Origin of the sequence: Bartonella sp. TT119HLJHH, from assembly GCF_042193385.1 — a bacterium.
Classification (GTDB): domain Bacteria; phylum Pseudomonadota; class Alphaproteobacteria; order Rhizobiales; family Rhizobiaceae; genus Bartonella.
This window is the reverse complement of sequence record NZ_JBHILS010000009.1, coordinates 53,969-77,130: the sequence shown is the minus strand read 5'-3', so window position 1 is coordinate 77,130 and position 23,162 is coordinate 53,969. Positions and strand designations below refer to the sequence as shown.

The following is a 23,162-nucleotide window of genomic DNA, read 5'->3' as shown; positions in this document are numbered from 1 at the left end:
CAAAACCAAACCCCCTTTATGCTAATGAATAAAGTGAATTTTATATATGTCCATTGCAATACTCTAGGAGTAAACACATTGAGTGCAGCTATCAAACCAGAACAAATAAGAAATAATCAAATTTCTCTTCAATCTCTTGTCAATCTTACTCAAAAAGATATGGATTGCGTAAATCAATTTATTCTCTCTATGGCAAAATCAGAGGTTGAGATGATCCCTGAAATTTCTAACCATCTTATTTCATCAGGTGGAAAGCGATTACGCCCAATGATTACGCTCGCTTCTGCTCATATGTTCGGTTATCAAAGTGACGGGCATATAAAACTCGCAACAGCTGTTGAATTTATGCATACAGCAACATTACTACACGATGATGTGATTGACGAAAGTAATTTACGACGTGGAAAATCTACAGCACGGATGATTTGGGGAAATCAAGCAAGTGTACTTGTTGGTGATTTTCTGTTGGGTCAGGCCTTTAAAATGATGGTCGATGTCGGTTCCATAGAAGCGCTCTCTGTCTTAGCCAACGCTGCTGCAATTATTGCTGAAGGAGAAGTGATGCAACTTTCTGCCGCAAAAAATATAAAAACCAGCCCTTCAGAATATCTCAAAATCATCAATGCAAAAACAGCAGCACTTTTTTCAGCAGCCGCTGAAGTAGGACCCATTATTGCTGGCTATGGAAATAAAGAGCGTTCTTCATTACGTGAATATGGAACATCCTTAGGTTTAGCTTTCCAATTGATTGATGATGCACTTGACTATAGTGGTAGTGCTCAAAACTTAGGAAAAAATATAGGGGATGATTTTAGAGAAGGAAAAATCACAATGCCTGTTATTCTCGCATATGAGCGTGGAAATATGGTAGAAAAAGACTTCTGGAAAAAAGCGCTTGAAGATGGCAATAATAATGATGAATCCTTTGCACACGCGCAACACTTAATGGAAAAGTATGATAGTATCACAGATACAATAGAACAAGCACGCATCTATGGAAAATATGCAATTGATGCTCTTGTTCCCATGAATGAAAATCTTGCTTACAATGCTCTCGTTGAGACTGTTGAATTCTGTATTGCGCGCGTAAACTGAATTCTTTGCAAGAATCGCAGTATTTCTCAACAAAGTAATGAGATATGATCTATAGACAACACCATCAATTGATTATCTTGAAAAGGATTAGCTCCATGTGCTCTGCAACGGTATCTCGACTTTTTGCCCTTTTTATCGTGGGTATCATGCTGATGCCATCCCTCACCTACAGTAAAATAAGTGCAGCAACTCATACAAGCTCATTTACAGGTGCTTATTTAGCTGGAAGGGTTGCAAATCATGAAAATAAAACAGAACTTGCTATCAATTATTTTAAACAAGCACTGGTTTATCAACCTGATAACATTGAAACACAAAAAGAGCTCCTTGAAGCTATGCTCTCGGTCGGAAACTTTAAAGAAGCTGTCCAACAAGCCCAAAAACTCAAGGAGAAAAATGTTATAACTCCCTTTGTTTCCTTAACTTTGTCAGTAGAAAGTCTCATCAAGAAAGACTATAAGAATGCCAAGACTCTTCTGCAATTAAAGGAACTTCCTACGTCCAATAATCCAATACCTGAACTCATCGGCGCTTGGATTACATTTGGATCTGGACAAAAATCTCAAGCAATCGCTGATCTTAAGAAACTCAAAGGTCCTGTCTGGTATGATCTTTTTATATCTTATCATCTAGCACTTATGAGCGACCTTGCAGAACGGCCAAAGGATGCAAAAAAATATTTCATTAAAGCACTGAGTAACAAACAGGGAACTCTTATCGCTCCTAATACTTATGAGCGTATTATCATAGCCTATGCCTCATTCCAATTGCGCCATAATATGCGCAATCAAGCTCTTCAAACAATCCAGCATGGCGAACAAATGTTGTCAGGTCGCGAAGTCCTTAAAAACTTTCGAGAAAAAATTGAAAAAAATGCTTTCTTAGAGAGAGTTATTAAAACACCTCAACAAGGAGCTGCCGAGGTATTATATAATTTTGGAACAGCCCTCAACTACAAAAACTCAGGGCAAATTGCACGTATTTTTAAGCAATTATCTTTCGCCTTATACCCTCAAAATGACGCAACACTGTTTCAGCTCGCACACATTTCTGCTAAATTGAGCGATCCACATCAAGCAATTAAACTTTATCGCGCTTTATCCCCTAAATCTCCTTATTATAAAGATGGACAACTTCATCTTGCATTCCTTCTTGCCAATAACAACAATTATAAAGAAGCAATAAAATTACTCACATTGTTAAATAAAAAATTTCCCAATGATCGTAATATTTTAATAACGCTCGTTGCTTTTTATATGCAGGACAATAAATTTCTTGAGGCCATTAAAGCTCTAGACTACGCTATTACAAAGATAAAAAACTTTCAGCAAGACGATTGGAAACTCTTTTATCAGCGTGGTATTGCTTTTGAACGTTTAAAGCAATGGCCAAAAGCAGAAATTGACTTGCGAAAATCACTTGAATTTTTCCCAAACCAACCGCAGGTTCTTAATTATTTAGCCTATTCCCTTGTGGAACGTGGTGAGAAACTTGAAGAATCGCTCCGTATGCTGCAAAAAGCTTCTGCTTTGCAAGCTCACAACAGTCATATTCTCGATTCTTTAGGATGGGCTTATTATAAACTAAAAGAATATGATAAAGCAGTGCAAATATTAGAAAATGCTGTCAGATTACAACCTGAAGACCCAACACTAAATGATCATTTAGGGGATGCCTATTGGAAAGTTGGGCGTAAACGTGAAGCAATCTTTCAATGGAACCACGCAATTGACGGAAAACCAGAAAATTCTGAACAAATTCAAGAAAAGTTGAAATTTGGTTTGCAATAAATGATGCTTAACCATAAACCACATGAAATAATAAATAGAGAAACTAAAATTACTTTGGTTTTTTGTTTAGTCCAATATAAAGAGTATAAAGCGTGAAACTGCCTGAACATCTTAACCCCAAACGTTCTTTTCAGGGACTAATCTTAACTTTGCAAAATTATTGGGCACACTATGGATGTGCAATTTTGCAACCTTACGATATGGAAGTCGGAGCTGGGACTTTTCATCCAGCAACAACATTACGCTCTCTAGGTCCACGCCCTTGGAAAGTTGCTTATGTCCAACCCTCTCGACGTCCAACAGATGGCCGATATGGTAAGAATCCAAATCGTTTACAACACTATTATCAATTCCAAGTGCTTCTCAAACCCTCTCCGCTCAATCTACAAGAACTTTATATAAAGTCGCTACAAGCTATCGGGCTTGATACAAAACTGCATGATATTCGCTTTGTTGAAGATGATTGGGAAAGTCCCACTCTTGGTGCTTGGGGGCTTGGATGGGAATGCTGGTGCGATGGAATGGAAGTCTCTCAGTTTACTTATTTTCAACAAGTGTGCGGCATCGAATGCGCTCCAGTTTCAGGGGAACTCACATACGGTCTTGAGCGTCTAGCGATGTATATCCAAGGGGTTGATAACGTCTATGACCTTAACTTTAATGGTTTGGAGGGAGAAAACAAAATAAGCTATAGAGATATTTTTTTACAGCCAGAACAGGAATACTCATATTACAACTTCGAATTTGCTGATACAAAACTGCTCCACCAGCATTTTATCGATGCAGAACGCGAATGCAGCGCACTTCTTGATGCTGGAAAACCAAATAAAGAAAATGTATTCCATCGCTGTGTTTTTCCTGCCTATGATCAATGTATTAAAGCGAGCCATATCTTTAACCTTTTGCAAGCACGTGGCGTTATTTCTGTAACCGAACGACAAAATTACATTCTTCGCGTTCGTAATCTCGCGCGCCGTTGTGGGGAAGCCTTCTTACTCACAGAAGCTGGACAAATATACACTGGAGAAGCCTAATGTCTGATCTTCTTCTTGAACTTTTCAGTGAAGAAATCCCCGCACGTATGCAACGAAAAGCTGCTGCTGATCTTAAAAAATCTGTTACAGATCAACTTGTGAATGCTGGATTGATCTATGAAGCTGCTCGTGAATATTGGACACCTCGTCGGCTAACATTGGACATACGCGGACTTTCCACACGCTCCAAAGATGTCCATGAAGAACGCAAAGGTCCCAGTATAAAATCACCACAGCATGTAATTGATGGTTTTCTACGTGCAACAGGATTAAACGATATTTCTGAAGCGCATATTGGACATGATGATAAAAAAGGTCATTTTTATATTGCTAAAATTGTTAAAAAAGGTCGAGCTGCAGAAGAAATTATTGCCGATATTTTACCGGATATTATCCGCAACTTTCCGTGGCCGAAATCTATGCGTTGGGGAAAAGATTCAGCACAAAGTGGTACTTTGAAGTGGATTAGACCTTTACAAAACATTCTTTGCATCTTCGGACCAGAAATTGGTGAAACACATGTTATTCCATTTACAATTGGTTCTCTTAAAAGCAATAATTTAACTTATGGTCATCGTTTCTTAAGTGATGGAAAGCCATTTCAAGTGCGCCGCTTTGATGATTATATTACTCAACTTGAAACCCATAAAGTCATTCTGGATGCCGAGAGACGAAAGAATATTATTTTAGCTGATGCCCAAAATCTCTGCTTTGCAAATGGTTTAGAACTGGTTCAAGATAATCCCCTCCTAGAAGAAGTTGCTGGTCTTGTTGAATGGCCTGTTATTCTGATGGGTGATTTTGACAAATCATTCCTTGATATTCCTCCAGAAATTATTCGCTTGACCATTCGAGCCAATCAAAAATGTTTTGTCACCCGCAAACAAGGAGAAAAAGTAAAACTTTCTCATCATTTTATTCTCGTTTCTAATATTCTTGCAAATGATGAAGGCAAAGAAATTTCGAAAGGAAATAGTAAGGTTGTCCGTGCCCGTCTTTCTGATGCACTTCATTTTTGGCAAACCGATCAGCATGATTTGCCTGATCTTCAACAATTGGAATCTTCTATAAAAAAATTTGAGCTTGATATAAAAAAACCTCTCGATCAAAGAATGGCGCGACTTGATCATTTGAATGTAACTTTTCATACTAAATTAGGTACACAAGGTGAAAGAGTAGAACGCATTGCTACACTCGCACAAGAAATTGCCCCTTTGATACAAACAGATCCTCTTTTAGCAAAACGTGCAGCCATCCTTGCAAAAGCTGATTTGCAAACAGAAATTGTCGGAGAATTTCCTGAACTACAAGGTGTTATGGGAAAAAAATATGCCCTTCTTCAAGGGGAAGATCCTCGCGTAGCTGTAGCAATCGAAGACCATTATAAACCTCAAGGACCAACAGATCGTCTTCCACAAGAACCACTTGCTATAACCGTTATGCTCGCCGACAAAATTGACATGCTCGTTGGCTTTTGGCTCATTAATGAAAAACCAACGGGCTCAAAAGATCCCTATGCATTAAGACGAGCAGCATTGGGAATTATTAGGCTTGTACTTTCGCGAGATTGGAAAATCAATCTTATGCCACTGTTTCAGTTAGCAACAAATCTTTTCTTACAACAAAAAAATAAACATGAAATCTCTCAAAGAGAAAATTCACAATTGCAGAATCTGCTTCCAGAAAAAACAGAATATATTTTATCAGATCTGTTATTCTTTTTTCATGACCGTTTGAAAATCTATCTAAAAGAGGAAGGCGCTCGTTACGATGCCCTTGAAGCCGTTTTAAATAAAGATTCTGATGATTTTTTATTGGTTGCACGTCGTGTCGAATCGCTTATCGCTTTTATCAATACCCACGATGGAATGAACTTTGTAGCCTCTGTAAAACGTACTGCCAATATTCTTGAAAATGAATTTCAAAAAAGCACAACAATAGCGAATGAAATTAATCCTGAGCTCTTTGTCGAGAAAGAAGAAAAGCAGCTCTATCATGCAATCTGTGAAGTAGAAAGAAAGGTTCTTGCTCCCGTCAATGCAAAAAAATTATCATTTGCCCTCAGTGTGCTAGCGCCACTTGGAAAATTGATTGATATATTTTTTGAAAACGTATTGGTGAATGATAAAAAACCTGATGTTCGTGCTAACCGTCTTGCTCTTCTCAAACATACTCACATTGTTACACAATCAGTTGCAGACTTCTCAAAACTTGTCATTTAAAATCAAAGAGCCTATTAACTGATAAAAACAATGAAGATAATTTTTTCTTTTTTATGGCTTTTATTAAATTAATATTGAGAAAATTATGCAACCAAAGAGAGTGTTCTTTATCTCTCAAATATCATTAATTAAGATATGTTTTCATTTTGATAAATGATTCTTTCTCAAGAGACTCTTTAATAAGTTCATCTGCCTTGTTAGAATCTATTTCCCTTGCAATAAGAGTACGTGCTGTAGAAATTGCCAAATCAATAGCCGATGAAGAAACCATGCGTATTGCATCTGCTTCTGCTTGGGCAATTTTTTGTTCTGCCAATTTATTGCGGTTCTTTACATATTCTTCTGCTTTTGCACGGGCCTCAGCAATAATAGATTCAACTTCATGCTTTGCTGCTGCAATAATTTCTTGCGCATCTTTTTCTGCTTCTGCATGTTTGCGTTGATATTCAGCCAATATTTCCTGTGCCTCTTCACGAAGACGCAGAGCCTCATCCAGTTCATCTTTGATACGTTTCGCGCGCGCATCAAGATGGTGTATAACCCTCTGTGGTATTTGGAAATAGACTAAAAGAGCCAAAAAAAGAACTAACCCAACAAATGCCCAAAAAGTATCAGTCATCTTTATCTTCCTCAATAATCCGCAGTTTTAATAACTGAACGAACAACTTCCTTACTGATATCAATGTCAATCAATTTTTTCACAATTTCAAGAGCTACTTCTTCAGCGATAGAACCAACATTTTGCATCGCTTTATCCCGAATTTTTGCTATCTGTTTTTCAGCATCTGCGAGTTTTTTCTCTAAACTCTCTTCAATTTCTTTCCGTTCAAGCTCTGCCTTTTCTTTTAATTCTTCACTAGCTACCTGCGCTATAGCCTGCGCATTCAAACGCGCTTCTGCTAATTTCCGCTCATAAGTTTCAACGACAATGTCTGCTTCCTGCTTCATGCGCATTGCCTGATCTAAATCAGATGCGATTCGATCTCGCCGTGTTTCAATAACACCACCAATACGTGGTACAATTACACGAGAGATAAAAAGATAAAAAAGCCCGAAAGAAATTGCCAACCAGAAAAAATGCGAACCAAAATGCACAAAATCAAAAGGCGGAAACACACGATTTGCATGCTCTGCCACCTTTTTAATATGTTCTATCGACGTTTCAGTGTTCTGTGCATAAGCGCTTGAAACAAACATCTTCTTTCATCCTTTAAATAGCTTATTAAAGCCCTCTGTAACCGATGATAACTGACTAACACCTTTTCTGGCATCTCTCTGGTTAAGAGCTAAAAGGGTAAATCTTTCCTTATGCAAGAACAGATATACCCTTTTGATGATGATTAAACCCCAAAAAGAAGTAATAAAGCAATGAGCAATGAAAAAATCCCCAAAGCTTCTGTTACAGCAAAACCAAAGACGAGACGTCCAAACTGACTATCTGCTGCTGATGGATTTCGTAATGCACCAGAAAGATAGCTACCAAAAATATTACCAAGTCCTAAAGCTGTTCCAGCCATACCAAAGCAAGCAAGACCAGCACCAATATATTTTGCTGCAAGCACCATTTCCATGTTATTCTCCTTTAAAGCAAAATTGCATTATTCGACGGAAAACCGCCAGTTCTATTAATGTCCTGGATGAATTGCATCATTAAGATACATACAAGTTAAAACCGTAAAGACGTAAGCCTGAAGGAATGCGACCAAAAACTCAAGAGCAGTAATTGCTACAGTCATAATAAGCGGTAAAATCGAACCACCCACACCTACAAGTCCTACCCCAATCATTGAAACAACAAACCCAGAAAACACTTTAAGCGTAATATGACCAGCAAGCATATTCGCAAAAAGACGAAGAGAAAGACTAATTGGACGGGAGAGAAAAGAAATAACCTCAATCATTGTCACCAGAGGTAAAACCACAACAGGAACTCCACTGGGAACGAACAGTTTCAAAAAACTGACCCCATGCTTATAAAAGCCATAACCAATCACCGTCAAAATTACCACCATTGCTAACGAAAACGTGATCATGATTTGAGACGTAACCGTATAAAAATAAGGAAAGAGACCAATAAAGTTAGCAACCAAAATAAAAGTAAACAGAGAAAAAACTAAAGGAAAAAACTGCATTCCCTGCACACCAGATGATTCCCGCAGAGTCGATGCTACAAATTCATATGCCATTTCCGAAAGAGACTGCATCCGCGTTGGAACCAATCCGCGACTCGATGATGAAATAAAGAGAAAAATAGAAGTTACAACAACCGTAAGGACTGTAAACAATGATACATTTGTAAACGATAAATCCATATTTCCTATGGAAATCTTAATCAGCCTTGAAACCTCAAACTGATGAATAGGATCTGGAGCGTGCGCTGTCACTTCAACCTCATTTATCGGACCTCTCATTGGCCCCTTTATCTTGTTTTTGGCGCAATGCGCCTTTTTTTCCTAATTGACTGGAGGAAACATACCCCACAGACCGAAGAATACTCAATACACCAGCAGCAAACCCAAAGAAGAGAAAAAATACCAATCCCCAAGGCCATGAACCTGCTAACTTATCAAACCCCACCCCCAAAACAATACCAACTATAATACTTGCCAGAAACTCACTGGAAAGCTTAATTGCACCTGCCATCCTTCCTTGTGATTTTTCCCGCTTATTCCTATGCTCCCGCTTCTTTAATGCTTGCTTGCGCACTAAAGCTACGCTTAAGTTCCTACTACGACATTCCAAATCCTCTGAATGAAGACTCTCTCCTTGCTTTTCTTCTTCAGCCTCCTTACGGCTCATAACGGGTTTCTCGCCCATCGCCATCATTGGCTCCTTAATTAAAAAGCAACGTAAGAATACATTTTATAAAACCTTGCGCATCATATTGTTCCCGAATTTATTCGTCAAGATACTAAAAGAAATCTATCACCAATTTATCGTATAAATTTTATTGCAGAAATAACGTATTTTTCAATTTACATGCTTTCTTAAAAAGATATTCTGAGCACCTAAACCGATTTCATGACAGCACCCGTGAATGTATAACCAAAAGTTCCCGTGAATAATATAAAACTCATAGAACAACCATTTTTACGATTAACGAAAGGTGTCAACTGATACCATCTTATTTTCCGGCTCCCAATGTTATATCAATCCTAGTTTTGAAAGAGAACATAGAAAGCTAAAAAACAGTATGAGAGCGTTGGTTTACACCTTTTATTCAAATAAACTTGCACTTTTTATTTTATGAAAATGATAATAATCAATGGTTTCTATATGATCCTATTTGCAAAGTATTTTACATATGCCGTTACAGGTCCCATCACGAAATGAGCTTGAGGGTATTAAGAGAAGTTCCTTTAAATACAAGATATTAATAAATCTAAAATTTCAAATAGATTAAGCTAATAGAACACAATAAAATTTAAATACGATTACCATACCACTTTATACAATTTTAATCCACTTTTATGAACTTCGCTCTTTACAATTGAATATCGTTAGATTTAGCAAGTATTTTTGCTTTTTATTCAGACAAACTATCGTAAGCAAAAGCGCTTATTCATAAGCTTTATTTTTATGAAACGATAATCTAATACTGCTTTTCACACAAGCATTATAATTATATTCCCCTACCCTCATATTGCATCTATTCTTGCACTTAAATAACCCATTAAGAGAATTTATGGACTCTTTCTTAAATACTCCCTATCACACTCTTCTCATGACATGCAAATAAATGATTTTTATCAAGATGAAAGAGCTCTATTCAATAGCGCTTAATGATAAATAATCATCAATAAAATTAAAACTTTAGCAAATAAAATTTTAATTTTATGAAACGAGAAACCATTGAAAAAACTTATTTTTAAGATTCTTAGGTATAGATTTCAGTTACTGAAAAAATTAAAGAGTTATCATTTCTTCTTGGAACGTGTCGCAAAAGGATTATCAGAGGCTCGTAATGATATGCGAACGGGTATACCAGATATATCAAATGTTTCACGTAACCCATTGACAAGATAACGCAAATACGACTGGGGCATACTTTTGGGGCGCGAGCAGGAAATCATAAATCCAGGAGGACGTGTCTTAACCTGTGTGATGTATTTAACCTTAAGTCGACGTCCAGAAACCGCAGGAGGTGGATGATGTGCCACAACAGTTCCAAGCCATTGGTTCAATTTAGCCGTCGAAATGCGACGATTCCATACACGGTGCATCATCATGACATTTTCCATTAGTTTATCAATCCCTTGACCATATTGTCCTGATAAAGGAACGGCTCTCAAACCACGAACTTGAGGAAGAAATCGAGCACATTTTTCATGCAAATCAATCAATGTGGTCTGACTGTTTTCAATAAGGTCCCACTTATTGAAAGCAATAACTGGAACACGCCCTTCACGAATCACAAGATCAGCAATTTGTAAATCCTGCTTTTCAAAAGGTATCGTTGCATCAAAAACAATGACCACCACTTCTGCAAAACGAATAGCACGCAAAGTATCTGCAACAGATAGTTTTTCTAGTTTTTCTTGAATTCTCGATTTTCGACGTAAACCTGCAGTATCAAAAAGTTTAATATGACGACCACGCCATTCCCAATCTACAGAAATAGAATCACGCGTGAGTCCTGCTTCTGGTCCTGTTAACAATCGCTCTTGTTTCAACATACTATTGATAAGAGTGGATTTTCCTGTATTGGGACGCCCCGCAATTGCAATCCTAATGGGCTTACTTTCATCGTAAATAAGCTCCTCTTCTTCCAAATCCTTTACATCATCACCAACAGATGCAGGTTGTATCATTCTATCTTCTTCTTTGTTGTTGCCAAAAACATGCTCTGACCCAACAGCATCTATAATTGCATCACGCAGATCACTAAGTCCCAAACCATGTTCAGCCGATATTGGGCACGGCTCCCCCAAACCTAATGACCACGCCTCATACTCTCCTCCTGTTGCCGCTCTTGACTCAGACTTATTGGCAACAAGCACAATTGGCTTTCCTGATTTGCGAACCAATGAAGAAAAATTTAAATCACTTGGTGTTATTCCGCTCTTTGCATCAAATACAAATAAAATTAGATCCGCTTCATCAATTGCAACTTTTGTATGAGAACGCATACGCCCCTCAAGTGTATGATCACTTGCTTCTTCCAGCCCAGCCGTATCAATCACATCAAAACGTAGATCTTGAAGTTTTGCCGCATGAATACGCCGATCACGTGTTACACCAGGCTTATCATCAACCAAAGCCAATTTTTGCCCAACCAAACGATTAAATAGTGTTGACTTCCCAACATTGGGACGACCAACGATAGCAATGGTAAGGCTCATCGATTTATTCCTTATTTGCCTTGCCCTCAGCTTGTATAAGCTCAAGCATCATTCGAGCCCGATTTGTTATTTTTAAACCCAAAGCACCTTCTTCAGAAATTTTCTTAAAATAATAAACCGCTTCATCCATTTTATCCGCCTTATAAGCAGCTAAGCCTAAAGCTTCTCTTGCAGACATACGCATAGGATCGGTATCACTTGCCATATCTTTGATACGCTTTTCAACATCAGCTAATGTCCCTGTATCAACCAGAATATAAGCCGCCCGAATTTTTGCAACTTTCTGCAAAATCTGCGGTGCTTTCTCATCCGCTGCAACAGAATCAAAGATCTCCACTGACTTAATAATATCACCTTTCTCCATGAGTAAAGAAGCCTCACGTAAACGAGCAAGAAAAGGATACCCCCCAAAATGAGAGGTTTTAACAGTTTCTAATTGCTTTATCGCTTTATCAAAATCACGTGTATCCGCAAGATCAAGACTTTTTACAAATGCATCACCAATATAACCAGCTTTCTTTATTTGCGTATAATGATAAACTTGATAAGCAACTATCATGAATATAAAAAGAATAGCTGCTCCAATAATTGAAAAGCCATACCGTCTCCAAAAAGCAAGCGCCTTTTCCTGACGAAATTCTGCATTAACTTCAGCAATAAAACTATCATACGACATATATCATACCTTGAAAAAAGTTACTTTATCTGTACTTTTACGCATAAATGGATAAAGATGGTAGTCCTAATTAACTAAAAATCTTTAAATTGCTCGTTTATTTATTTTAAATCAATATGTAGCCAATTCAATCAGATTTTTGCAACAGTCTTAATTGAAAATGATGTAAGCCCCTATTTGTACACATTACAGCTTTTACATATATTGAGTCTTATGAAAAATTCACTGCCTTAATATTCATCATGATTGCCTATCATCTCAAGCGAACTTTCTCTCCATTATATAGAGGATAATTTTTTAAAATCTTCAACCGCAATCGTTGGTTGTATTGGATTACAGAATTATAATAGAAAAACCAATTCTTAAAAAAACAGTAAATTTCCACGAATATCTACTAAAACCAAATAGATAAATTTTTATCTGTATCAAAAACACCGAAGCGCCATGATGAAAGTGCAGTATAATTCCAAATCTTCAGTTAAAGCTCTTTATATAAAGTGTATCCCTTCAACTTATTATCTTCATACGATTAACAACCTTTTGTAATTGATCCTTAAAGTTTCTAAAAATATCTTATTGTAATGGCCAAACCCACATAAGCATTGGAACAGCAACAATAACGATCAACACCGCCAACGGAGCCCCCAAACGTGGATAATCACTAAAACGATATCCTCCTGGCGCCATCACGAGCATATTACTTTGATGTCCAATAGGTGTAAGAAACTCACATCCCGCACCAATTGCAACAGCCATCAAAAAAGCTTCAGGCTTATAATGAAGGGAATGAGCAAAACTTGACGCAATTGGTGCGACCATCATCACTGTTGCTGCATTATTCAAAAATGGCGTGACCAACATAGCTGTCACCAACATAAGCGCTAAAGCACCAGATGGCGGGAAAAATATTGCTAATTGGCTCAGCCATTGACCAATGAGATCCGTACATCCTGTTTTCTCTAACGCTTCACTCACTGGAATAAGAGCCGCTAATAGCACTAGTATTGGACCATCTAATGCCTGATACAGATCACGTGCGGGCAAAACACGAAAGATCACCATTGCAGCAGCAGCAGAAAAGAAAGAAAAAGCAACTGGAACAATATGAAAAGCTGTAAAAATAATTGCTATAAATAAAATAGCTAACGAGATGAAACCATGTCGTAAATTTCCAAACACAATATTTCGTTTTGCTAGGGGCAAGCATTTCAATTCTCTTAATAATTTGGGAATAACTGCATCCTGTCCTTGCAAAACAATCACATCTCCAAGATGGAAAATAATATCATCAAGTCTTCCCCGCACCCTTTCATGTTGACGACTTAACGCAAGCAAATTTACATTATAGCGATCAAATAAGGAAAACTCTTTCGCACTAATACCGATAAGAGGTGAATTATGGGTAATGACTGCTTCAATAATATCAATATCACTGTCCTTATCACCTGCAGCAATAGTTCGCCCCTTAGAAAACTCTAAACGAGCAGAATTCATCACGCTATCTAACCCTGTATGTGATCCTTCCAGCAAAATAATATCATTTTCAGACAAAACAAAATCTGGTAATGGTGAAATAGATACTTTGTTTCTGATGATTTGAATCACCATAACATCACCACTTGATGGCTTAACCAAATCAACAATATTTTTTCCCACAATCGGTGAATTTATTGGAATATGCACTTCTGCAACATAATTACGGATATCAATGGCATCATCAAACGATACACCTGAACGCACACGCACAGGCAAAAGCCAATAAAAAAGAACCAAATATAAAACACCAACCGTCGCAATAACCGCACCAACTGGTGTAAAATCAAACATAGTAAAAGGTGTTCCTGTTAAACGTTCTTGCATCGCTGAAATAACAACATTGGGAGATGTTCCTATCTGTGTCATAAGCCCCCCCAACAAAGAACCAAAAGCCATGGGCATCAAAAAGACAGAAGGAGAAACCTGAGAACGACGAGCAAACTGAAAAGCTATTGGAAGCATAATAGCTAAAGCACCAATATTTTTAACAAACATTGATAATACAACAACAGCAAGAACCAAAAACGCTAATTGAAGACGCACCGATTTCACGTCTGGCCATATCCGTTGAATAATAAATTCCATTATACCAGAGCGAGATACAGCAGTACTGACAACAAACACACTCCCCACGATAATAACGATATCATTACTAAAACCGCTAAAAGCTTCCTTCGGGCTGACAAGACCAGTAGCACAAGCTATCAATAATGTACAAATAGCAACAAGATCATAACGAAATCGATCCCAAATAAAAACAACCATCATGAGACCAATGATCAAAAAGGCCATTATTTGATTTTCTGTCATAACACTCACTTCTCCCCATTAAATTATAATGAACAAAAACATATCTGTTATGTTTTAAATATTCCTGTAAACAGCAGCAAGATAAAAGCAGACATCGGAATATTTTAAGATAATTTAAAAGTGATAAAAAATTATGATGCGCATAAACCTGCCTCTCCTTATTATGCGTGCTTTTCTATAAAGTGCTGAACCCAAAGAAAATTGATAAAAGTTGATAAAGCTATATTGCAAAAAAGATGAGAATAACTCTAATATAGAGAGTAGATAATTGTTGAAACTGGTACACGCTATATTTAAACCTTTGTCGTTGCTTAAAAGAATTTATCTTCACTCTTAATTCAAAGAGTGATAAAAATGAAAGAAGAAAGAATGGTCAATCTTAGTAGTGGGTATCAAAGTAACCTCAGATATTGGCTCACTTGCATTATTGGATTTGTTGCTATCTTGGCAATTATAATTGTTGGGGGATTTTATATTGCAAAACCTTATCTTGACAGTTTTGTAAGAAAAGAAATAGCCCGTCGTGCCATAAAAGCCGAAACATCTGAAGTAAGCATTCTAGGTAAAGTCAATTTGAAGAATGTGACATTACCCGTTCCAGCTGGTACATCACTTAAAATTGGTGCCATTTCTGCCCGTCCTCCTCTTTCCTTTATTCCCGGAACTTTTACATTTTATAATGTTGATTTAAAGCATAATGATATTCATGTGCAAATCCCCCAAATTTCTCTTCGGAATGTATCCTTAAAAGAAAAAGATAGAACGATAACATCACGTCTTTTACAATCAATGATGCGTATTGAGCTTTCCTCAATTATTGCTCCCAATATACAACTTTCTATAGAAAATAAAAATAACCGAACAGAAACGGTTAAAATCAAGAATTTCCAGCTTTCTGATTTTAAAAATAACCATATCCATTCAGTTAGTATCAAAAATATGGATCTTAAAACAGTCGTAGCAAATGGTACCAAACAGATGCAATTTATGGCTAAAAGTGATACAATAAAAGCCAATGATATCGACATAAACTATGCCTACTCTATCATTTTTGGAAAAAACAATGCTCTCAATCAAGGTAAAACCGTTACTGGCCCCATTTCTCTGAATAATATAAGTGTCGATATTTTTGAAGAAGCAGAAAAAAATAGCTCTTTCTTCCTTGGACAGTTTAAAACATCTGGTTTAAAGATGAAACCGCTTGAACAAACTCCTGAAAAATTAATCAAAGCTTATCTTAATGCAAGAAAAGAGAATAATAAAATCGCTGAAAAAGTAGCACAAAATGGTCTTCTTCTAAACATACTGCTCGCCATTACCTCAGCGGATGCCAAAGTTGATAATATCACCGTTGATATACCGCAGTTGAAAGCAACGCTCGAATCATTCCAATTCAAACCAAGTTTGTGGAAACAACCTATCCCTAAAAAGCTTTTTCTTTCTCTCAATAACCTTTCCGTTTTACCTAAAAAAATGAATGAAAAAGACTTAGAGTTCTTCAAAAATCTGAACTTTGAGCGCTTTAATGTTTCAGGAAAAATTGATATTTCTTACGATGAAAAAAAACGTATGCTCTTTCTTGATACAATGTCTTTCAATATGAAAAACGTTGGATCTGGGAACATCTCGGCTAAGGTTATTGATGTTGATGAAAAGCTTTTTTCTGGTCAGAAAAATATAATGATTGCTGCGTCTCAAGACCTTGGCATCAATGAAATTGATATACAATATACGGATGCAGGTTTCATTGATAAGCTTTTTTCTTATCTTGCGCAAAATCTTAATGACAGCCAACACGATCTAAAAAAGGAACTTTATGACGATTTCTATCTAATGATGACGCAGACCCCAAAAATTCTGATAAAAAATCATGCCGAAGCAGAAAAAATTTCAAAATCCTTAGGAGAATTTGCTAAAAATCCACAAACATTGATCGTTAAAATTAAAGCAAATGATAATAAAGGTCTCGCAATAGTTGATCTCGAATCTGCTCTACAAAATGATCTATCCAAGGCTTTAAGCAAAGTACATCTCACTATTAAAAATGAAACATCACCTTAAACATTTTGTGCTTTAAATATGATGATCTTACCTATAAATTAAGAACTTTATTCCTCTTTTTTCTTTTATATGATACAGAAGGTATCATACAGAGTCATTTATACAGAGAATATAGAATCTAAAATTGTCGATGCTTGGAGTTGTTCATGTCTGATTTATCTTCAAATCGCCTGCCTAATCGCGCTTCTCGTGTCACCAATCAAGCGCTTTCTGCTATCGAGCGTTTTCTCCATATTGAAGCTCTCAGCGGTGTTGTTCTTTTATTAGCTGCTGCTTCTGCACTTATTTTTGCCAATTCTAAATATGCTGCTTTCTATGAATCTTTTTGGCATACACCTCTTGGCTTTAATTTGGGTCATTTCACTCTTTCATGGGATTTACATTTCTGGGTTAATGATGCCCTTATGACTATTTTCTTTCTCGTCGCAGGAATGGAAATTCGACGCGAAATTCATGAAGGGGCTCTTGCCGATTTTAAACAAGCAATCTTACCAATTGTTGCTGCAATAGGGGGCGTTTGTGTTCCTGCAATTATTTACTTTATCTTCAATTTTAACGAGGGACATATGCGCGGTTGGGCTGTGCCAACAGCAACAGATATTGCCTTTGCTCTAGGTATTCTTGCTCTTCTCGGAAAAAAAATTCCTTCTAATCTTCATATTATTCTTCTATCATTAGCGATTATTGACGATATTATCGCTGTTCTTATTATTGCTTTTTTCTACTCAACAAACATTGATCCTAGCGGTTTAATGATTGCAGGAGCGGGTATTGCTTTGGTACTATTTTTTCAGTGGATCGGGCTTGCATCAGCATGGCTTTACATTTTACCTGGTGCAATCATTTGGTGGGGGTTAATGGTAACAGGCGTTCACCCATCGCTTGCTGGCGTAATCTTAGGGATGATGACTCCCGTTCTTCCTACCCGTACTCTTGTAGCGCCACTCACCATGCTCAGTAACGCTATGCAAATTCTTCAAGAAAAAAATACAAAAACAGATCTGCATCATATTTCAACAGCATTAAAAAAGATGCGCAAAGGACAACGGGCCATGATTGCCCCAGTAACACGTGTTCAAAAAGCATTGCATCCATGGGTTGCATACGTTATCATGCCAGTTTTCGCCTTCGCAAATGCAGGAGTAAGTTTTGCAAACTTTGATCTTTCTTCTGACAAATCATTCTTGATTGTTCTAGGTGTTGTCATTGGTCTTTTCATCGGTAAGCCTCTTGGTATTATCACTGCCAGTTATATAGCTGTAAAATCAGGGTTATGCCGCCTCCCCCCTCATATGACCTGGACAGGTGTTTTACTCATTGGTTTTTTAGCAGGAATTGGCTTTACAATGTCTATCTTTGTTTCAATGCTCGCTTTTAAAGATATTATTCTGCTTGATGCGGCAAAAATTGGGGTCCTTTGTGGCTCTGGTTTATCTGCCCTTATCGGTCTGGGATATGGATTTATTTATATTAAGCGCGATAAAGGAATTTCTCAGTAGTTCCTAACAAACTAACTGAAAATACATTTTTATGCAGAAATTCTAAAAAGTAATTTTGCCCATTTGTTCGATTTGGACGATATTTAATGTAAAATCCGTTGTCTCGCCTCATCTTTACACTTATGAAGGAGAAAACTAACATCATCATACTATTTACTAGCCTCTAATGTTGCAACAACCTTTGACACTCGAGAGGAATCATAAGAGATATTTTTATTCCTTTCTTCAATATTCTTTTACTCATGCACCGACTCCACTCATGGTGTGCACAAAAATGATTTTAATTGTTTCAATATGAAAGGCTTCGTGGTTTCAGAAAAGCTGTCTTTAGTTGGGACTATAATTCACTATAAAGAAAAATTTAATTATTATAAATCAATATCTTATTTTTAATAATAAGAAAAGATAAGAATAAGAAAAGTTCAATAATCAGTTAAGTAATTCCATGGCTTATTTTTCCTAATAAACCACCTTCCTCGTTTCTGATTTTATTGCGGTATTCTAAATAACTTTAATTTTTATCTTCTTAAAAGCACATTATTTGGGGATAAAAATATTTGATTTGTCATTATAAATCTTGAATGGAGTCCAAATATCGTAAGATTTTCTTATTTCAAATCTGTATATGATGAATCAATCAAGACTATTCTCTTACACGTCACAAGCTGAGGAAGAGTATGGATTATTTGAAGAAAGAAGACTGATTCACCATATCCATACAAGAGTTGTTCAACACGAAATCTAAAAATTAAATGATGACGACAAACTGACACCTTTGATCTAAGTAAAGGAGATGGGGCGCACAATGGCTTTACCGTTATACCATTCAGGTCGGTGCCGTGAAATGGACTTGGAGGAATTGAGATATATTTTTTCAAAACAAGCGCATAAATTAACACTATAATAGCGTTTTGTTTTATGTGAAAGGCATATACGATTTAAATAACGCAATAAACAAAAACGTAAACCAATGTGTAATATCCATTATTTAAAAGATATTGCTGTCAATCCCTTTGAAAGTTGTAAAGCAGAATTAAAAGGAAGTTGTAAAATGGAAGCTGGTTTTCACTTTTATGGCTTCATATTCTCCCCCAATTAGGTTTTATCTCCATTTCAGAAATTACCCCACTAGGTATACGCAACATCCTTATTCCTATCTGGCATACAAAAACAGGAGTTGCTCGTAGGCCCCTTATCCGTCTCAATATACCATCAAATATGCATCTGCACTGACATTAGATATTGATACAGGTAACAAAAAACAAAAGATTTATTTGGAATAACAACGTCATAACATCACTACTAAATTGACAATGGAGTGGAAAAATATTCCCGTTTTTTATCATCGACACATCGCTTGTCTCACTCCATGAAAGAATTAAACTTGAAGCATGTTTCCATAGGGAGCACTCTAGTTTACGTAATTAACTCGCGGGAAAAAAACTAGTCATTTAGGCTATTCTAAAACATATGATTGGTGGAAAAATAGAGCATATATATCGTTGTTCTCCCCTTTTCCCGCTCTTATTTGATATTTATTTTCTTTTTGTTTAAAGAGCTCGCTCTATATTTCTTGATACCATAAAATACTCTTCATAGATAATTTAAAAAGCAATATTTCCGAGACTTTCAAATTATACAACGCCACATAAAATACAAGAAGAGTAAAATAATATGGCTATATTTCTCACAAGAAGAGATTTACTTACAAAGACCACCATTTGCAAAATATGTAAACATGATAAAAAACTAGCATGATATACTGCAAAAACGAAATAATGTATTTCATGCATGATTGGCAGTATCACACAGAAAATACTTATAATAGAGTAGTTAAGGGAAGAAAGTTAACCTAAAGAACATATGGAGGTATCGAAAACTTTGAAAATCTTAATCATAATTCAAAAAAGAGAAATAGACATGAAAAAAATTTAAGTAATAAAATCATAAAAGAAATACACTATAACATTATCATTAATTTTGATCTATAGTTACATGATTTTATGAAAAGTACTTCTGAAGAAGCTATAAACGCATAAGATATAGTAATTTTGTAACTTATAGCGTAAACATAAATATTGTCTATAGAGATAGATTTTTTATTGCCTCATAATACGGAAAAAATTAAATTTGCAAGATACACATAAAGTCATAAACAATCATTTGAAGACAAACTAAACATCTCTAGAAAATACATCATCAATTTTATTTTTGGTAATTCCATCACGAATCTAATGAGCTCCAATTTCTCTAAGATTTATAATATTAAATCTGTATTGACGAGGCTGTCCCTCATGCAACATGCATCCTTTGAATAAACGCACTACATTGCTTCTTATTCTATTAAGGCTTATCGTAAAGACTTCTCGATCCCTCTCTATAGGCTCTAAGACGTTTGTAGACGGCATATTTTATATCCCTTCTTAAACAGTTTTTTACCCAAACATCTTTCTCTTGTAATATATAAGTGACCATTTTTAAATTCATCATGAATAAGTTTAAAATGAGAGAGTTTTGCTGTATTAAATATTCTATTTAAGTTGAAAATATAAATTGTCCTTAACAAAAATTATTAATATATATTAAAGCTTTGTTGGAACTAAAAAAATGCTCATCCCTTATCAAGAGCATAAACAGCATGTAATGTTCTAACCGCAAGTTCAGTGTAAGCACTATCAATCAAAATAGAAATTTTAATTTCTGAGGTTGTGATTGCTTGAATATTAATACCCTTTTCAGCCAAAGCCTTAAAAGCTGTAGCTGCAACACCTGCATGGCTGCGCATTCCAATACCAATCACAGAAACCTTAGCAAGATCGCTTTCAAATTGGAGAACATCAAATCCAATTTCTTTACGATTTTTCTCAAGAAGTGCAACAGCTTTTTCTACATCTGATGACGGTACAGTAAAAGTCATATCAGTTTTTGAGCCATCTTCAGAAATATTTTGCACAATCATATCAACATTAATGCGTTCTTCAGCCAAGGGGCCAAAAATTGCTGCCGAAATCCCTGGGCGATCGGCAAGCCGACGAAGGGAAATTTGTGCTTCATCCTTAGCAAAAGCAATACCAGTAACATTTTGTTGTTCCACGATTTCATCCTCATCGCAAATAAGTGTTCCAGAAGAACTCATTGGATCCTCCATGCCTAAAGCATCAGGATCCTCAAAACTTGAACGCACAAAGGTACGAACCTTATGAACCATAGCCAATTCAACAGAACGAACCTGTAAAACTTTTGCACCAAGAGAAGCCATTTCCAACATTTCTTCAAAAGCTACTTTTGGTAAACGACGCGCTTTCGGTTCTATACGTGGATCGGTTGTATAAACACCATCCACATCTGTATAAATATCACAGCGATCAGCTTTTACAGCCGCTGCTATAGCAACAGCACTTGTATCTGATCCCCCTCGCCCTAAGGTAGAAATCCGGTTATCCGGAGCTAACCCCTGAAAACCAGCAATAACGGCAACCTGACCTTCCTGAAAACACTCGATTAAAAAAGATCCATCAATATTAGTAATACGTGCACGACTATGCGCATTGTCTGTATGAATAGGAATTTGCCAACCAAGCCATGAACGTGCATTCACCCCCATTTCTTGAAGTGTCAAAGCCAACAAACCTGAAGTAACCTGTTCGCCTGAAGCAACCACAACATCATATTCACGAGCATCTCTATGCATGGAGGAAGCATCTCTCGTCCACTGAACAAGTTCATTTGTTTTACCAGCCATCGCAGATACGACAACGGCAACCTCATTGCCTGCATCAACCTCTCTTTTGACATGCCGTGCAACATTATGAATACATTCCATGTTTGCTACAGATGTTCCACCAAATTTCATGACAATGCGCGCCATTAATAACACTCTTACCTTTACATCTTTTATCTCAAACAGTAATGAGAATTAGATGCTGTATCAACTAACCATTTTCTCGACATAGCGAATATCTATCATTTGTGCAAGTTTCATTATGATTATATTAATTTCTCTTGACTTTGTATAAAATCTACTTGACCTGATCATTAAAAATAAAAGGAAAGCAAAATGATAGATAAAACGCCGACAACTATTGATCAAAGTGAAATTGATCACTTTTCACGTATTGCTACAGAATGGTGGAATCCACAAGGAAAATTTCGACCTCTTCATCAATTTAACCCAACACGCCTTGCTTACATCAGAGAAAAAATTTGTTTAGAGTTTAATCGTGACCCTGCTTCACTTACACCCTTTGACAATTTGAAAATTCTTGATATTGGCTGTGGAGGAGGCTTGGTATCTGAACCAATGGCACGTCTTGGTGCTATGGTCGTAGGCGTTGATGCTTCACAAACGAATATTGAAGTCGCAAAAATTCATGCAGCCCAAAATGATCTTTTAATTGACTACCGTACCACTACGGCAGAAGCACTCGCCAATGAAGGAGAAAAATTTGATATCATCCTTAATATGGAAGTTGTTGAACATGTCGCTGACGTTAATCTCTTCATAGCAGCTACAGCAAAAATGCTGAAACCACAAGGGTTGATGTTTGTTGCAACACTCAACCGCACGTGGAAAGCATGGGGACTTGCTATTGTAGGTGCTGAGTATATCCTACGTTGGCTTCCTAAAGGAACACATGATTATAAAAAATTCCTAAAACCGCGAGAACTTAAAAAATTCTTATCACAAAACGCTCTAACTGTCACTGATGAGATAGGTATTACTTATAACCCATTAAAAGACAGCTGGAATCGCTCAAAAGACATGGACGTTAACTACCTCCTTCTCGCAAAACGGTCTTAAGAATATCTCATTTACAACTATTGTATGCCTTGTAATAAAGAATTGAGCTTTCCCTCAGCCTCTAAAGCATAAAGATCATCACAACCGCCAACGTGATAATCACCTATAAAAATTTGCGGAAATGTATTACGTCCATTTGCGCGCTGTACCATTTCTTGGCGAAGGGATGTAGAAGCATCAATATCTGTATATTTTACGCCTTTTTTATTAAGCAAATCACGTGCTTTTGTACAATAAGGACAGTTAGGGCGTGTATAAATTATTATCTCTTTCATAGTATTATCCTCCAATATTTT

Annotated in this window: 17 protein-coding genes; 7 read left to right on the top strand and 10 right to left on the bottom strand. The window is 36.6% G+C overall.

The features are described from left to right. Positions 1-18 precede the first annotated feature (18 nt). The 4 genes from ACFIJL_RS06315 to glyS all read left to right on the top strand — a co-directional run bounded on the left by ACFIJL_RS06315 (position 19) and on the right by glyS (position 6,141). Positions 19-1,095: a polyprenyl synthetase family protein gene (locus tag ACFIJL_RS06315; protein ID WP_375623566.1), complete on the top strand. Its 1,077-nt coding sequence runs from the start codon at positions 19-21 to the stop codon at positions 1,093-1,095. Between the two features lie 95 nt (positions 1,096-1,190). Next, positions 1,191-2,885, top strand: a complete 1,695-nt coding sequence (locus ACFIJL_RS06310) for a tetratricopeptide repeat protein (RefSeq protein WP_375623564.1) — start codon at positions 1,191-1,193, stop codon at positions 2,883-2,885. A 92-nt stretch (positions 2,886-2,977) separates the two neighbouring features. After that, entirely contained in the window at positions 2,978-3,919 is a 942-nt protein-coding gene (locus ACFIJL_RS06305; protein WP_375623562.1) for a glycine--tRNA ligase subunit alpha, read from the top strand. Then, positions 3,919-6,141, top strand: a complete 2,223-nt coding sequence (gene glyS, locus ACFIJL_RS06300; protein WP_375623560.1) for a glycine--tRNA ligase subunit beta — start codon at positions 3,919-3,921, stop codon at positions 6,139-6,141. The genes ACFIJL_RS06305 and glyS overlap by 1 nt, the downstream gene beginning before the upstream one ends. Before the next feature lie 124 nt (positions 6,142-6,265). Here glyS and ACFIJL_RS06295 read toward each other — a convergent pair whose 3' ends face one another. The 8 genes from ACFIJL_RS06295 to ACFIJL_RS06260 form a co-directional block, all read right to left on the bottom strand. Next, positions 6,266-6,760: a F0F1 ATP synthase subunit B gene (locus tag ACFIJL_RS06295; RefSeq protein ID WP_375623558.1), complete on the bottom strand. Its 495-nt coding sequence runs from the start codon at positions 6,758-6,760 to the stop codon at positions 6,266-6,268. Positions 6,761-6,771: 11 nt separating this feature from the next. Beyond that, positions 6,772-7,338 carry a F0F1 ATP synthase subunit B gene (locus tag ACFIJL_RS06290; protein WP_375623556.1) on the bottom strand — a complete coding sequence of 189 codons (567 nt, stop codon included), beginning with the start codon at positions 7,336-7,338 and terminating at the stop codon, positions 6,772-6,774. Positions 7,339-7,481: 143 nt separating this feature from the next. Next, a complete protein-coding gene (locus tag ACFIJL_RS06285; protein ID WP_005773968.1) occupies positions 7,482-7,712 on the bottom strand; it encodes a F0F1 ATP synthase subunit C in 231 nt (76 codons plus the stop codon). A gap of 54 nt (positions 7,713-7,766) precedes the next feature. After that, on the bottom strand, positions 7,767-8,525 hold the full coding sequence (locus ACFIJL_RS06280; RefSeq protein WP_375623586.1) for a F0F1 ATP synthase subunit A: 759 nt from the start codon (positions 8,523-8,525) through the stop codon (positions 7,767-7,769). 7 nt (positions 8,526-8,532) lie between these two features. Further along, entirely contained in the window at positions 8,533-8,964 is a 432-nt protein-coding gene (locus ACFIJL_RS06275) for an AtpZ/AtpI family protein (RefSeq protein ID WP_375623553.1), read from the bottom strand. 1,094 nt (positions 8,965-10,058) lie between these two features. Further along, on the bottom strand, positions 10,059-11,483 hold the full coding sequence (gene der / locus ACFIJL_RS06270) for a ribosome biogenesis GTPase Der (RefSeq protein ID WP_375623551.1): 1,425 nt from the start codon (positions 11,481-11,483) through the stop codon (positions 10,059-10,061). 4 nt (positions 11,484-11,487) lie between these two features. Continuing rightward, positions 11,488-12,159 carry a tetratricopeptide repeat protein gene (locus tag ACFIJL_RS06265; protein ID WP_375623549.1) on the bottom strand — a complete coding sequence of 224 codons (672 nt, stop codon included), beginning with the start codon at positions 12,157-12,159 and terminating at the stop codon, positions 11,488-11,490. 573 nt (positions 12,160-12,732) lie between these two features. After that, positions 12,733-14,505: an SLC13 family permease gene (locus ACFIJL_RS06260; protein ID WP_375623547.1), complete on the bottom strand. Its 1,773-nt coding sequence runs from the start codon at positions 14,503-14,505 to the stop codon at positions 12,733-12,735. A gap of 354 nt (positions 14,506-14,859) precedes the next feature. Here ACFIJL_RS06260 and ACFIJL_RS06255 point away from each other — a divergent pair, with 354 nt between their 5' ends. Both ACFIJL_RS06255 and nhaA read left to right on the top strand, forming a co-directional pair. Further along, positions 14,860-16,566, top strand: a complete 1,707-nt coding sequence (locus tag ACFIJL_RS06255) for a hypothetical protein (RefSeq protein WP_375623545.1) — start codon at positions 14,860-14,862, stop codon at positions 16,564-16,566. Between the two features lie 146 nt (positions 16,567-16,712). After that, positions 16,713-18,065, top strand: a complete 1,353-nt coding sequence (gene nhaA / locus ACFIJL_RS06250; RefSeq protein ID WP_375623543.1) for a Na+/H+ antiporter NhaA — start codon at positions 16,713-16,715, stop codon at positions 18,063-18,065. A 2,611-nt stretch (positions 18,066-20,676) separates the two neighbouring features. Here the strand turns inward: nhaA and ACFIJL_RS06245 are convergent. Further along, complete coding sequence (locus ACFIJL_RS06245) at positions 20,677-21,933, bottom strand: aspartate kinase (protein ID WP_375623541.1); 1,257 nt, start codon at positions 21,931-21,933, stop codon at positions 20,677-20,679. Positions 21,934-22,122: 189 nt separating this feature from the next. Between ACFIJL_RS06245 and ubiG the strand changes: the two genes are divergently transcribed. After that, the gene (gene ubiG / locus ACFIJL_RS06240) at positions 22,123-22,866 is read left to right on the top strand and encodes a bifunctional 2-polyprenyl-6-hydroxyphenol methylase/3-demethylubiquinol 3-O-methyltransferase UbiG (RefSeq protein WP_375623539.1); all 744 of its coding nucleotides are present in this window, start codon (positions 22,123-22,125) and stop codon (positions 22,864-22,866) included. 17 nt (positions 22,867-22,883) lie between these two features. Here the strand turns inward: ubiG and grxC are convergent, their stop codons facing one another. Continuing rightward, the gene (gene grxC, locus ACFIJL_RS06235; protein ID WP_375623537.1) at positions 22,884-23,141 is read right to left on the bottom strand and encodes a glutaredoxin 3; all 258 of its coding nucleotides are present in this window, start codon (positions 23,139-23,141) and stop codon (positions 22,884-22,886) included. Between the last annotated feature and the right edge of the window lie 21 nt (positions 23,142-23,162).

What these genes read in the sequence shown, in the direction of transcription:
- ACFIJL_RS06315 (WP_375623566.1), top strand. Translation starts at nt 19, where the DNA reads ATGCTAATGAATAAAGTGAATTTTATATATGTCCATTGCAATACTCTA.
- ACFIJL_RS06310 (WP_375623564.1), top strand. Translation starts at nt 1,191, where the DNA reads ATGTGCTCTGCAACGGTATCTCGACTTTTTGCCCTTTTTATCGTGGGT.
- glyS (WP_375623560.1), top strand. Translation starts at nt 3,919, where the DNA reads ATGTCTGATCTTCTTCTTGAACTTTTCAGTGAAGAAATCCCCGCACGT.
- ACFIJL_RS06295 (WP_375623558.1), bottom strand. Translation starts at nt 6,760, where the DNA reads ATGACTGATACTTTTTGGGCATTTGTTGGGTTAGTTCTTTTTTTGGCT.
- ACFIJL_RS06290 (WP_375623556.1), bottom strand. Translation starts at nt 7,338, where the DNA reads ATGTTTGTTTCAAGCGCTTATGCACAGAACACTGAAACGTCGATAGAA.
- ACFIJL_RS06285 (WP_005773968.1), bottom strand. Translation starts at nt 7,712, where the DNA reads ATGGAAATGGTGCTTGCAGCAAAATATATTGGTGCTGGTCTTGCTTGC.
- ACFIJL_RS06275 (WP_375623553.1), bottom strand. Translation starts at nt 8,964, where the DNA reads ATGGCGATGGGCGAGAAACCCGTTATGAGCCGTAAGGAGGCTGAAGAA.
- der (WP_375623551.1), bottom strand. Translation starts at nt 11,483, where the DNA reads ATGAGCCTTACCATTGCTATCGTTGGTCGTCCCAATGTTGGGAAGTCA.
- ACFIJL_RS06265 (WP_375623549.1), bottom strand. Translation starts at nt 12,159, where the DNA reads ATGTCGTATGATAGTTTTATTGCTGAAGTTAATGCAGAATTTCGTCAG.
- ACFIJL_RS06260 (WP_375623547.1), bottom strand. Translation starts at nt 14,505, where the DNA reads ATGACAGAAAATCAAATAATGGCCTTTTTGATCATTGGTCTCATGATG.
- ACFIJL_RS06255 (WP_375623545.1), top strand. Translation starts at nt 14,860, where the DNA reads ATGAAAGAAGAAAGAATGGTCAATCTTAGTAGTGGGTATCAAAGTAAC.
- nhaA (WP_375623543.1), top strand. Translation starts at nt 16,713, where the DNA reads ATGTCTGATTTATCTTCAAATCGCCTGCCTAATCGCGCTTCTCGTGTC.
- ACFIJL_RS06245 (WP_375623541.1), bottom strand. Translation starts at nt 21,933, where the DNA reads ATGGCGCGCATTGTCATGAAATTTGGTGGAACATCTGTAGCAAACATG.
- ubiG (WP_375623539.1), top strand. Translation starts at nt 22,123, where the DNA reads ATGATAGATAAAACGCCGACAACTATTGATCAAAGTGAAATTGATCAC.
- grxC (WP_375623537.1), bottom strand. Translation starts at nt 23,141, where the DNA reads ATGAAAGAGATAATAATTTATACACGCCCTAACTGTCCTTATTGTACA.